This is a genomic window from Rhodococcus sp. IEGM 1241 (genome assembly GCF_033142365.1).
Lineage (GTDB): Bacteria > Actinomycetota > Actinomycetes > Mycobacteriales > Mycobacteriaceae > Rhodococcus_F > Rhodococcus_F erythropolis.
The window spans coordinates 258,111-270,583 of record NZ_JAWLSE010000001.1 but is presented as its reverse complement, the minus strand read 5'-3'; the positions used below and the strand labels follow the sequence as shown (position 1 = coordinate 270,583).

Sequence of the window (12,473 nt, the reverse complement as noted above, 5' to 3'; positions counted from 1 at the left end):
ATCGGCACTTGTAATTTCGATACGCGTATCGCTATTGTTGTCAGCATGGTATCCGAATCCGCCGGCTCCGCAAGGGCCGGTCGACCAAAAGCATTGAGTCACAGACAGATACTCGATGCTGCGGCCGAGATCGCCGATACGGACGGCCTGGACGCGGTCTCATTTCGAGTGCTCGCCGAGCGACTGGGCATATCGCCGATGTCCGTCCACCGCACTACCGGCGGCATCGACGCGTTGAGGCGAGACCTGATTTCCACCCTCGTGGGAGAAGCCGTCTCGTCGATCGACTGGCCGACCGACTGGCGCGGGGTTGCCCGCACGTTCGCCTACGGTCTACATGACCTTCTGATGAAGCATCCTCTCGTTCTGGAAGCCCATCGGCAGGCATCACTGGAAGCGCCCGGCGCCGACGATACCGCCCACCGAGTCGTGCGAGCGCTTTCGCAGGCCGGCCTCGATGACGAACAGGCCACTTACGCGTACGGCGCCGTGCATGATTTCGTGACCGGACACGTCGCAATTCAATTGGGACGCGGAGCTTTCGACAGTGCACCCGCCGATCGACGCGAGGCATCGGTGTTCGCGCTTCATCACGATCCCGCCCGAAGGTTCGAATTCGGAGTCACGCTCATTCTGGATGGCGTGGCGTCGATCGCGCAGCGAGGAAGCACAACATGACAAGTAGCGTGGCGACAACCGAAATTCGTGGCACCTCGGGGCGCCGTATCGCGTTCTGCGAGTACGGTGATCCGACTGGCCGGCCGGTAGTCGTGGTTCATGGATCACCTGGCAGCCGATACGAGGGGCTCTCGCTCGACAACGCGGCTGCGACGGCGGGTCTACGGCTGATCGTCCCCGATCGCCCCGGCTTCGGTCGCACAGATCCACACACGGACAAGGGATTTCATTCCTGGGACGACGACTACGTCACTCTGATCGATCATCTCGAGTTGGACTCGGCCACACTGATGGGTTTCTCCGGAGGCGGCGGGTACGCGCTCACAGTCGCTGCGGCCGTTCCCGAACGAGTCTCGAAATTGGTGCTGGCGTGCGCCATGATTCCCGGAGCCCCACGAGATACTTTGCGGCGCAGGATAAAACTGGTATCCGCGCTTTACTTTGCCGCCAACTGGGCTCCCCGCATGGCTGGTGCAATGCTTGCGGGAACCGGAGTGTTCTCCAAGTTGCGCAGCGACTCCGTCTCGATCTGGCCGGCCGCCGATCAGGCCGTCATGACCGACGAGTCGCATCGCCCTGCTCTCCAATTGGATTCATCCGAAGGGATCGCACAGGGCGGATCCGCAGGGGTTGTCGATTTGGCTCGGTACCGCCGCGAGATGCCAGGGTTGTTTCAATCCATCTCGGTACCAACGGTTTTCCTGCACGGAACCGACGACAGGAACGTACCCATCGAAGTTGCCCGCTGGGCCCACTCGATGATCCCCCACTCTCGCTTCGAAGAGGTCAGCGGGGGCGGTCATCTGTTCGTAGTCGCAGACCCCACTCCACTCATTCGCGCCCTCACATAACCTCTTGACTCGAACTGATGTTCGAGTATTATTGGGGGTGGGGATCGGGGGATTCAATGAGTGTCTTGTTATCGGATGTGGTGTCTGGTTCTGCGGTGGGGTTGCGCGGACGCCTGTGGCAGTTGTCTGCTTCTGAGTTGCGTGCTGCTGCGGTGTCGGCGAGCGCGGAGATTCTTCGTCTCGAGGCTGTTCGTGTGGCGGTGGTCGACGAACTCTCGGTGCGCCCGGATGATCAGGTGATCGCCAGCCGCGGGGTCGGTTCGTGGTTGGCGGCCAACACGATGCTGCAGGTCCGGGACGGGAAGAAGATCGCCGCCCTCGGTGCAGCGCTGCGGCCGTTTCCCGCGGTGGCTGCTCGGTTCGATGTCGGGGACTGCTCGTTCGAGCATGCCGTGTTGATCGTGGCGTTCTGCGAATCACCACCGAAGGGGATGCCGGAGGAAGCGCTACCGAAGTGCATCGATTTGTTGTTGGCTGCTGCTTCGGGCGTGGAGTCGACGACCACGAAGGTGCGGAACGTCATCGCGACGTTAGAGCGAGTGTTCGAATCCGATGAAATTCCACCCGCCGAAGACATCGACCGCAACGAGCTCCGGATCGCGTCGACATTGAACGGTCGGGTGGTGGTGCGCGGCGATTTCGATGCCCTCACCGGGGAAATGTTGTTGTCGGCATTGTCGAATCTGACGATGCCCACCCCGGCACCCGATGGAACCCCGGATTCCCGGTCGGCGGCGAAACGGACCGCGGACGGGTTCACCGAACTGATCCGCCGCTATCTGGACTGCGCCAAAACCGGCACCGACGGCGGCCAACGCCCGCACGTGAACGTGCACATCAACGCCCGCGATCTCGCGGAGCACCGTGACTGCGCCGCAACACCCGCTGCTTCTCGTGGTGGAGTGGCTGTGTCGGATCTTGATGTCGGACATATGCCGTGGCTCGGACCACTGTCCGTCTCGCAGACCAGGCTTCTCGGGTGTGATTGTTTCCTCTCGACCGTGCTGCTCGACGACCACGGGGCGCCGTTGGATGCGAAACCCGGGAAACGGTTGGTCACCGCGGAGCAGCGAGTGGCGTTGATCGCCCGAGACAAAGGCTGCGCGTTCCCCGGATGCACATGCGTGCCCGCCTGGACTGACGCGCACCACATCCGGCACTGGGCCAACGGCGGCCCGACGGTGATGAACAACCTTGTCCTGCTGTGCCGTTCACATCATCGGTTAATGCACCGGAAATCCGGGTTCGTCGGGAAGTGGGTGATCCGCATCGGGGTCGACAACAAACCGTGGTTCATCCCACCACCCTCGATCGACCCGCAGCAGCACCCCCGACCGGCGAACACCACATTCAAAACCTGAGGACGAACCTCAGGCACAACAGAACACGGCCCCGCACCGCATCGAAGGAGTCCTCGATGCGGTGCCGAAAGCCGTGCTCAGGCCTAGCCGGTGATCGTTCAGCCCAAGTCGGCGACGATCCGCTCGGCGAGCGGCTTCGACGAAGCCGGATTCTGGCCGGTGTACAGCTTCCGGTCCACCACGACATAAGGCGACCAGGCGTCAGCCTTCGAGAATTTGCCACCCAACTCGCGTAGCCGAGTTTCGAGCAGCCACGGAGCCTTGTCCGCCAGACCAGCCTGCGTCTCCTCTTCATTGGTGAACGCCGTCAGCTGATAGCCGTCGAACAGCCAGCTTCCATCGGATCTCTGGGCGGGCAGAAGTGCCGCCGGTGCGTGACAGACCGCCGAAACCACCTTGTCGGCATCCAAGAACTTCACCAGAAGCTCGCCGAAGGATGCCGACACCGCAAGATCTTCCATCGGTCCATGTCCACCTGGCACAAAGACCAAATCGTAGTCGGCAGCATCGGCGTTCTCCAGAATCTCCGGCGAATCCAGCACCGGCTGCAGATCGGCGATGTACTTGCGCATACGATCAGCGCCTTCTTGCCCGCCGTTGACCTCGGGCGCCAGGCTTCCCTCATCCACAACGGGGGCTTTACCGCCAGGCGTCGCGATCACGATGTCGTAGCCGGCCTCGACGAAAACGCGATGCGCCTCGACCAGTTCTTCCGCCCAGTATCCGGTTGGGTGGGCTGTCCCGTCGTTCAGCGTCCAGTGATCTGCAGAAGTGACTGCAAACAACAGCTTTGTCATCGCGCAACCTTTCGTCGGTGACAGGAACCCAATTGTGACAAGAAGCCAGTTGTGACAAGACTCCATTGTCAAGGCCCGATCAGTGAAACAACGTCCAGTCAGTGCAACACCTTGCCCGTGGGAGAATTCCTCACCACAACATCACGTCCCCCGCTAGTTTCCGATCGGCTTGCCGAACAGGCCTGCGACAAGTTCGCCCACTGCGTCTTCCCAGACCGGCCACGTTCTCTGATCAAGCGCCATCGATCCAGCATCGAAGGTGCTGCACCCCTGTTGGGCCGGGACGCCGGCGAACCGATCACGAAGCCACAGCAGAGCACTCGGCAATGCGACGACTTCCATGCTGACATGCTCACTGAAGTGGTCTCTTGTGTAAACGACACTCGCAGAAGGATCTTGGCAATAGGTATCGACGAGTTTGTTCACCGGGCCCACAGGCACCAACCAGTCGGGATTCGACTGGTAGATGTACATCGGCACGTCAGGAACGGACTTACCCATGGCAGCTCGAGAGAGCGCGGCTCTCACCGTGGGATGTTGGACGGGATCTCCCGGTACATCGAGGAAACCTTTGATGTTGAGGAAGGGCACAGCAGCCGACGTCCAGAGCATGCACAGGTTGTCTTTGGCAGCGAAAAGCGCTCGGCCGGAGGGGTTTATGTGCTGATCTATGAAGCCTGCGAGTTCAGAATCTTCTCGGCTCACTCCGATGACACCGGCAGCGACGATCCCGGCCCCTAGAGCGTTGTTGGCATTGTCGAGCAAAGCACCGAGATCGGCTGCAACACCGCCTTCGGCGACTCCGACGACATTCAGTTCCGGGGCATAGGTGCGCCGCATTTCAGCCGCGTGACCAGTAGGAATCGACCCGCCCGAGTACCCGAGCAGCCCTACTCGAGTCGACCGACCTTGCAGCTCCATCGGTTCGAAGTTCTCGGCGGCACGAATACCGTCGAGCGTGATCCGCGCGGCTACCGGGCCGGACGCGAAAGAAGAATTCGGCCCCTGATGATCGGGCACCGATAGTGCCCAGCCCTGCGCCAGCGCCGCTTGCACTTCGAGGAACTGCGCCCCACCAGTGGCAGCGCCCGTCACCAGCCACGGCAATGCGCCCTGCTGCATGACATACGAAGGTGCGCAGTAACTTCCGAGCGAGTCTTCGGCCATCTGAAAGGACAGCAGCGGACGCGGCCCGCCGTCGCGAGTGTCGCCGCGAGGCTTGATCACTGTGGTGACAGCCGGAATCGCCTCACCCGCAGCGTTATTGGAACGATATGAGATCTGCCACGCATCAACATTGGTCGGAATCAGATTGAGAGTACCGAGATTCACTGTACGCGCGGCGATGATCTCACCCGGCTCCTTGGATTCGACGACCCCGGCGGGCGGTTCATAAAAGGCCTGGTCCAGCGCAGGCAATGGCGGCGCAACCGCAGGCGGCAGGGCAGGCTGGACCTGAACTTGGGTAGGAACACCTCCGTCCGGTGCCGCTGAGGCAGGTGCCGAAAGTGCGATCTGCCCGATTACTGCAATCACGGCAATCGCGAAGCCCCCGCGTTGTCGGTCAGTTGTCCAGCGTCGTCCCATACCAATTCCTCCCCGAAAAAGCACAGATTGCCTTGTGTTGCCGCAGTTCTCATCACGGGCGCACAAGTTAGATGCGAGTGTCTAACATATTGAGGACGAGAGTAGAGCGTTGTGGGCTGGATTACAATCCCCGGTGTTCGTGACCTATTCGCCGGCACGAAGGGGCGCGTCGTCAATCAACGCGTTCAGGAGCACCGTCATCAGATCCACCAGTACCGACACAGGGGGACGAGGCTCCGTAGTGCTCCACTGGTGCACCAGCGCGGTAAGCGCACCGATGAAGGCAGTGGACGCCCACCGGTAACCACCCGGCGGTTCGTAATCGTCGCCCACAATCCCTTTGATGATCGACTCGAAAAATGTTGCCCAAACCGAACGTTGGTCCACACGATGCTTTTCCACCCGAGGACTGACACCCACGACGTCGATGAAGGCAACGTGTGCACGTCGCGGGTCACTTCCGACCGACTCGACGAAGGCAGCCATGGCCGTTGCTGCCTTGTCCCGCAGATTGACCGAAGGCTCCGCGTCGAGTGCGTCGACCATTGCAATTCTGGCGTCGAGTTGAATCTGGTCATACAGCGCCAGGAGTAGATCCTCGCGGCTACCGAACTCGTCGTAGAACTGCCTTCTGGCCAAACTCGCGGACGCACAGATATCCGCCACCGAACTTCCGGCATACCCCTTGTCGGCAAACACACTGAGAGCAGCATTCAAGAAGAGGGAACGGCGCTCGGCCTTGCGTGCCGCGACCGACCTTCCTCCATAGTTCCTGTCTGTTTCAGCAATTGCCACGCCTGCCAGGGTATGCGGCATCGCGCTGCAGACAAAACGTACCTGACCTGCTGCGCAGTTCAGTCGCCGACGCTGGCGCGCTCACGCCGAAGTGCGATCAGGTCAGTACGAAGGCCACGGCAAAAAGTGTCCAGGCGGCAGCAAGAACCGTCGACGCCGCAGTAACTGCCCCGGTCACGGCAGGTCGAGTGCTGCAGTTGCGCGCCGCGATGATCCCGACCGTCATCAAGGTCAGCGCCATCAGGAATGACAGAACCACGATCTTCACCAGCAACCCCTTCGACGTCGGCCAACAGAACCGAAGGCCATTTAGATAGTACACAAATAGATCGTGCATTAATCAAATGGAATCCGTCAGGTACCTCTTGACAACATTCGATTGAAACTGTCAGGCTAAACCTGACGAATGGAGAACTTCTTATGCAAGATCTGATCGAGACCGCCCTGACCGCAAAGATCGAGACCGCCGCAACTTCGACGGTCAACGCCGGAATCGCCGAGGCCGGCGCGCAGGCGGACAAGATTGTCGGAACGGATCCATTACCTGGTAGCCCCGAATGGGAGGCAGAACAGGACACCGACATCCCGGCGCAGCGTCAGATGGCTTGGCAGTTGGCAAGTTTCCGGATCCAGCTCGCCGCAGGCATCGATTCGACGGCAAGCGTCATGAGCCTGCGAAGATTCGGCGCAACATGGGCAACCATCGGCCGCGCTGCCGGAATGACCCGTCAGTCCGCGCATGAACGGTGGGGTCGACGTGTATCGGACATGCTCGATCCGTACGGAGTCGGGATGCCGCCCATGGTGCCGAATGATGATCCGACTCAGCCCTGACTACCAATCGCGTGACTACTGATCCGACAGCAGCGCATCTGCTTTCGCGACCAATACTGCACGCTCACGCTCGTTTCCGGCCAGCCTCGCTGCCTCGAGGAGTTCGGTTCTAGCCTCCTCGGATCGGCCGAGCTGACTGAGCAACTCCCCCCGAACACTGGGAAGCAGGTGGTAGCCCGTCAATTCACCTGAAGCGACAAGCTTGTCGACGAATTCGAGCGCAGGGCCAGGACCGTATGCCATGGATACCGCCGCCGCATGATTGAGGTCGACCACGGGCGACGGGGCCAGTTGCGCCAGAGCCTCGTAGAGGATGACTATCTTCTTCCAATCGGTGTCATCGAAAGTTGCTGCTCGCGCATGACATTCGACTATCGCTGCCTGCAAACCGTACGGGCCACGTCCACGCCCGACGGCGTCAGCTCGTTCCAGCGCCGCAAGCCCACGCGAGATCTGTAGGCGGTCCCACCTAGTCCGGTCCTGGTCCGCCAGCAGGATGGGCTCACCTGTCGAGGTTGTCCGAGCGCCGAATCTCGAGGCTGTCAGCTCCATCAACGCGACAAGGCCGTGTACCTCGGATTCCCCGGGGACCAATTCGGCGAGTATTCGCGCGAGCCGCAGAGCTTCAGCACTGAGGTCCGCTCGCATCCACTCGTCCCCCGAGCTGGCTGCATAACCTTCGTTGAACACCAGGTACAGGACTCCGAGGACGGCGCTCAACCTGCTCGAAAACTCTTCTCGTCCGGGAACTTCGAAAACCGCTTTCGAAGCGGTCAACGCCTTCTTAGCACGGACTATCCGCTGCTGAACTGTCGCGGTCGGCGTCAGGAACGCCTTCGCAATTTCTTCGGTGGTCAACCCGCCCACAACCCGAAGAGTCAAGGCCACCTGCGCTTTTCGATTCAACACCGGGTGACAGGCGATGAACATCAGGCGAAGGACATCGTCGTCGATCCGATCCGGATCCCAGCTGACGTCGTCGAAATGCGAAGCGTCGTTCTCGAGTTCACGCGCAAAGTGGGCGTAGCGCTCGTCCAGCCTCTCACGTCGTCGCCACCCGTCGATTGCTCGACGCGTCGCAACGGAAGTCAGCCAGGCAGCGGGATTTCGGGGAACTCCGGTGGCAGGCCACTGCTCGACAGCTTCGAGCAGAGCCTGCGCTGCCAGGTCTTCGGCGAGATCAAGATCTCCGACGGTGCGAGTCAACGTGGCGACGATCTTCGCGGATTCGATTCGCCAGACCGCGTCGACAGCCTTTCTCGTTTCTTCTCGCACCGCCTCGTCGGTCATGGTTCAGCCTGCGACCGGACGATCGGTACCGAGCTCTTCGCGCCAGCCGGCTTCCTTCTGGATGTATTCGTTGTCCTGATCGAAGTCCGACATCTCGCTCACACGGCGCACCTCGAGCTTGCTTCCCGGCCCGAGCGGGCAGCGCTTCGCCCATTCCAAGGCTTCGTCTTTGGTCGACGTCTGAATGATCCAGAATCCCGAGAACAACTCCTTCGTCTCGCCGTACGGGCCGTCGGAGACCAGCGGCGGATCGGACTCGAAATCGACGATGAATCCCTCCTCCATCGCCAATCCCTCACCCGCCAGCAGCACACCGGCCTTGATCAAGGATTCGTTGTATTGCCCCATCGCGGCGATGATCTCGTCGAAGTCCATGTCCTTGGATGCTTCGATGGCTTCGTCGGTGGAACGCATGATCAGCATGTACTTCATGAGAATCTCCTTCGTTTGTGGACCGCTCATTCGGTCCCTCTGCCTACACGTCGAACGGCAAAGACGCCGATCGACAAACTTCCGAAACTAATTTTCGAAGGACAAATCCGCCGGTCGAATACGTTGCCCACGGTATCGGCAGAAGGGTCGTCTGGCAGCTCAGAAATCGAGAAATCCCGGCACGACTTCAACGGCGAGCCCGGCCGCGTCAGCGCTCCCGTAGAAATACACCGAGCCGTAGCCAAACAGGTATTCCTCGACGAACTCGGGTTGCGGCTCGGCAACCACCGGCCATCCCTCTTCATTGATCTGGAACAGGAAGCGATGCCCGTCCGCCTCGACGGCATCGGCGTAGGACGGTTCATTTTGTATGAGTACCGGTTGCGGCGCGATCAACACCAACGGCATCACTACGTCGTCTGCGGGAAGATTGATCAACGCCGCGCTCCCCAAGCCCTCGTGAGTGCCGGCCGATTCCGCACTTCGTGATGACGGCGGGTGCAGGACTGCCCTGATCCCGATGTCCGGGTATTCGAGGTCGTCGTCGCCGATGGAGAATCCCCGACGGATGAAGACGGAAAGCTCTCGCGCACCGAGCCACGGAGCCGTGTGCGCCCCGAGCGTCAAGAGATACTCATGCGTCTGCAAAATCGGCTGACCAGTGAAAACCTGCGGCGGGCGTCCACCAATCCTGGACCCAACTTCCGAATGGCTCGAACCCACCCCTAGATGTACTCTGTCCACCGGCGTCATCCTAGGGAGATCCGACGGGCGTCGGTAGAAGACTCTCCGATTTCCTACAAACCACTGGTGACGTAGGCCACATTCAGGCTAGATGATGAGTGCATGACAACATTCCCCACTCTCGACCCCGAACTCGCTGCAGCGCTCACCATGCTCCCGAAGGTGGACTTCGCTGACCTCCCCAACGCGCGGGCCACCTACGACGCTCTGATCGGCGCCATGTTGGCCGACCTGTCATTCGACGGAGTCTCGCTTCGTGAACTGTCCGCTCCTGGCCTGGACGGCGATCCGGGGGTCAAGATTCGTTTCTTCACCCCGGACAACACCGCCGGCCCTGTCCCCGTTCTGCTCTGGATCCATGGCGGCGGATTCGCAATCGGCACCGCAGAGTCCAGCGATCCATTTTGTGTCGAGGTAGCGCGCGAACTCGGATTCGCCGTTGCAAACGTGGAGTACCGCCTCGCCCCCGAAACCTCCTTTCCCGGCCCCGTCAACGACTGCTACGCCGCACTCCTCTACATCCATGCCCATGCCGAGGAACTGGGAATCGATCCCAGCCGCATCGCAGTGGGCGGGCAGAGTGCAGGCGGCGGATTGGCCGCGGGCACTGTCCTCAAAGCCCGCGACGAGGGCGTTGTGCCTGTGGCATTCCAATTCCTCGAAATTCCTGAACTCGACGACCGTCTGGCGACGGTCTCGATGACGAACTTCGTCGACACACCGTTGTGGCACCGCCCCAACGCCATCCTGTCGTGGAAGTACTACCTCGGCGAGTCGTATTCAGGTCCCGAAGATCCTGACGTCTCCATTTACGCTGCGCCGTCCCGGGCGACCGACCTCACCGGTCTGCCGCCGACCTACCTGTCCACCATGGAACTCGACCCGCTCCGCGACGAAGGAATCGAATACGCCCTTCGACTGCTGCAAGCGGGAGTCAGCGTCGAATTGCACTCCTTCCCCGGAACCTTTCACGGGTCGGCGCTAGTCGCGACCGCAGCGGTCAGCGAAAGAGGTGCCGCCGAAGCCCTCACTGCGCTCCGGAGAGGGTTGCGTTCGCTGTCGCCTGTCTCGTAGCGTTGCGAGATGCAAGGACTGATGTACCGGCTTGCCGAGCTCGATGCAGACTCGGCAGGCCTGGTACGTGTCATCGATTACTTCGACACGCTCGTGCGGCACGGCTCCGACACTGCATCTCTGCTTCGCGCGAGCGCGCAGTTGGCGGACTGCGTTGTAGGTATCGAGATCGTGGAACACGGTAGAAGCAAGAAGAATTTGCGCCGATGTGACCCACGCGGCCGATGGTCACCCGAACCCCAGTTCCCTCCGAGCATGGCCAGGGACATCGCTGTAGACGACGAGGTTCTCGGGAAGGTATGGATCGAGCGTCCTGGTGCGCACTTGCCGCTCGACGAAATGCTCGTCGACCGAATGGCCCTGACCGCAGCGATAATCCTGCAACCCCGACGCTTGCCTACCGAAGCCGAGCACACTCGAAATCTGTTGTTCCCGATGGATGAACTCGCGGTGCTCACCTCCTGCGCCGGTCTCGGTATCGAACCCCAAACCCCAGTCCGTGTCATGGCAACCAAGGCAGTCTCAGACACGGCCGACGGCACTGCACACCTTGTTATTTCGCAAGATTGCACACCTGGCAAAGCCGTTGGGATAGAAGCTGATGGCGAGTATCTGAATCTCGTGGCGGGTTCGTTCGCACCGACACCCGAGCTGTCCGAGTCAGCACTGTCGTCATCCATTCGCGCCGGAATATCTTTGGCTGCTTCCGCTTCCGAAGTGAATACAATACTCAGCACTGCACGATTCGCTCGCGCACAGGCGTCAGCAACAACACCGATCGTGAACGCTGACGATCTCGGTGCCCTCAACCTCCTGGCACCGGGATCACACATCGATCACTCGCGAATACCGGATCTGGTTCTTGCCGTAGAGATCGGCGATACCAAACAGGGATTAGAACTACTCGAAACCTTGAGGGCATACCTGCAATCCGGAACATTGAGGGCCGCAGCCGATTCCATGCATCTTCATCACAGCAGCGTCGCGCACCGATTGGCAAAGCTGTCCCAGCACGTCGGATTCCACGTCGACACCATCGAGAACCGGGCACGCGCAACGGCCATGATGCTGGTCCTCGATGGCGGATAGGGCCCACCGCGCATCACTTGTGCTACACAGTGGTTGACGATCTTTCGCGTTCGGCGAGCGCAACGAAGGGTGCAAGCGCGGGATTCGGGTTGTCCGGACGGTAGGTCACGGCAACTTCGAGAGTCGGCTGCACGCCGGCGATCTCACACAGGTGAATACCCGGGATTCGGAGCATCCGGGCCCGCCCCTGCGGGATCGGCGCAATTCCCACCCCGTCCGAGACGGCGTGCAAAACCTGCTCGTCGTCAGCCTCGAATCGAACGATATTCGGAGTGCTGTCGGGCCAAAGCTGTTCGAGCGTCCGCGAATACATCCCGGGTGCATTCGCCTCGGGCCAGAATACGACGGGGATGTCCACCAGATCTCCGAGTTCGAGTGTCGTTCGATCCCCGAACGGATGATCCACGGGAACGGCGACCAGGATAGGTTCGGTGTCGAGGACGATCAGGGGAAGTTCACGATCGTCGTCATCGAGCGGCGGTCGCACAACCGCGATGTCGACGGCTCCGGTTCGGACGAGGTCGACAGTCTGCGCCGAAGTGCCCCGGTGCACGACAACTTCGACGCCTGGATAGAGCTTGCGATAAGTGCTGACCAGATCTCCGACGGTGCCACCCGCCCACGAACGGGTGTACGCGATGCGCAGTTCCCCGTCCACACCGCGTGCAGCCAATCGAATTCGTTCGACCGCCCGGTCTGCGCACCCGAGCAAGAAGCGTGCCTCTCGTACCGCTACCCGCCCCGCGTCGGTGAAAGTGAACTGCGGACCTCGGCGATCCACCAGAGGAACGCCGAGTTCGCGCTCGAGAACCTTGATCTGCTGACTGAGTGCAGATTGCGCCACGTGGACGTTCGCGGCGGCGCGAGTGAAGCTGCCGTGATCCGACAGAGCAATCAGATAGCGGGCGCGCTGCAGGTTCATACGGCGATTATAAGAAGAA

General features: G+C 60.8%; 14 protein-coding genes. 6 read left to right on the top strand and 8 right to left on the bottom strand.

Going from position 1 to position 12,473, the window contains the following annotated elements; translation table 11 throughout:
* The first annotated feature begins 45 nt into the window (after positions 1-45).
* The 3 genes from R4P70_RS01265 to R4P70_RS01255 are packed head-to-tail and all read left to right on the top strand — an operon-like array spanning position 46 to position 2,890.
* The gene (locus tag R4P70_RS01265) at positions 46-678 is read left to right on the top strand and encodes a TetR/AcrR family transcriptional regulator (protein WP_232253178.1); all 633 of its coding nucleotides are present in this window, start codon (positions 46-48) and stop codon (positions 676-678) included.
* Positions 675-1,529, top strand: a complete 855-nt coding sequence (locus tag R4P70_RS01260) for an alpha/beta hydrolase (protein WP_317830258.1) — start codon at positions 675-677, stop codon at positions 1,527-1,529. The genes R4P70_RS01265 and R4P70_RS01260 overlap by 4 nt, the downstream gene beginning before the upstream one ends.
* A gap of 56 nt (positions 1,530-1,585) precedes the next feature.
* A complete protein-coding gene (locus tag R4P70_RS01255; RefSeq protein WP_317830257.1) occupies positions 1,586-2,890 on the top strand; it encodes an HNH endonuclease signature motif containing protein in 1,305 nt (434 codons plus the stop codon).
* 98 nt (positions 2,891-2,988) lie between these two features.
* Here R4P70_RS01255 and R4P70_RS01250 read toward each other — a convergent pair whose 3' ends face one another.
* The 4 genes from R4P70_RS01250 to R4P70_RS01235 all read right to left on the bottom strand — a co-directional run bounded on the left by R4P70_RS01250 (position 2,989) and on the right by R4P70_RS01235 (position 6,337).
* Positions 2,989-3,687, bottom strand: a complete 699-nt coding sequence (locus R4P70_RS01250) for a type 1 glutamine amidotransferase domain-containing protein (RefSeq protein WP_283567293.1) — start codon at positions 3,685-3,687, stop codon at positions 2,989-2,991.
* Between the two features lie 153 nt (positions 3,688-3,840).
* Entirely contained in the window at positions 3,841-5,274 is a 1,434-nt protein-coding gene (locus R4P70_RS01245; RefSeq protein ID WP_182261828.1) for a lipase family protein, read from the bottom strand.
* Positions 5,275-5,418: 144 nt separating this feature from the next.
* Positions 5,419-6,090 (bottom strand): TetR/AcrR family transcriptional regulator, encoded by a 672-nt coding sequence (locus R4P70_RS01240; protein WP_081051136.1) that lies wholly within the window; start codon positions 6,088-6,090, stop codon positions 5,419-5,421.
* 76 nt (positions 6,091-6,166) lie between these two features.
* A complete protein-coding gene (locus R4P70_RS01235; protein ID WP_021333309.1) occupies positions 6,167-6,337 on the bottom strand; it encodes a hypothetical protein in 171 nt (56 codons plus the stop codon).
* A 152-nt stretch (positions 6,338-6,489) separates the two neighbouring features.
* On the opposite strand from R4P70_RS01235, the gene R4P70_RS01230 reads away from it, so the two are divergent.
* Positions 6,490-6,903: a hypothetical protein gene (locus R4P70_RS01230; protein ID WP_046379562.1), complete on the top strand. Its 414-nt coding sequence runs from the start codon at positions 6,490-6,492 to the stop codon at positions 6,901-6,903.
* Positions 6,904-6,918: 15 nt separating this feature from the next.
* Here the strand turns inward: R4P70_RS01230 and R4P70_RS01225 are convergent, their stop codons facing one another.
* The 3 genes from R4P70_RS01225 to R4P70_RS01215 form a co-directional block, all read right to left on the bottom strand.
* Entirely contained in the window at positions 6,919-8,193 is a 1,275-nt protein-coding gene (locus tag R4P70_RS01225) for an RNA polymerase sigma factor (protein ID WP_317559112.1), read from the bottom strand.
* A gap of 3 nt (positions 8,194-8,196) precedes the next feature.
* The gene (locus R4P70_RS01220) at positions 8,197-8,625 is read right to left on the bottom strand and encodes a YciI family protein (RefSeq protein WP_007735729.1); all 429 of its coding nucleotides are present in this window, start codon (positions 8,623-8,625) and stop codon (positions 8,197-8,199) included.
* Between the two features lie 159 nt (positions 8,626-8,784).
* A complete protein-coding gene (locus R4P70_RS01215) occupies positions 8,785-9,252 on the bottom strand; it encodes a hypothetical protein (protein ID WP_242459892.1) in 468 nt (155 codons plus the stop codon).
* 219 nt (positions 9,253-9,471) lie between these two features.
* Here R4P70_RS01215 and R4P70_RS01210 point away from each other — a divergent pair, with 219 nt between their 5' ends.
* Positions 9,472-10,443, top strand: a complete 972-nt coding sequence (locus tag R4P70_RS01210; RefSeq protein ID WP_172933153.1) for an alpha/beta hydrolase — start codon at positions 9,472-9,474, stop codon at positions 10,441-10,443.
* Positions 10,444-10,452: 9 nt separating this feature from the next.
* Complete coding sequence (locus R4P70_RS01205; RefSeq protein WP_317559111.1) at positions 10,453-11,532, top strand: helix-turn-helix domain-containing protein; 1,080 nt, start codon at positions 10,453-10,455, stop codon at positions 11,530-11,532.
* Between the two features lie 22 nt (positions 11,533-11,554).
* Here R4P70_RS01205 and R4P70_RS01200 read toward each other — a convergent pair whose 3' ends face one another.
* Entirely contained in the window at positions 11,555-12,454 is a 900-nt protein-coding gene (locus R4P70_RS01200) for a LysR family transcriptional regulator (RefSeq protein WP_153212904.1), read from the bottom strand.
* Positions 12,455-12,473: the final 19 nt, after the last annotated feature.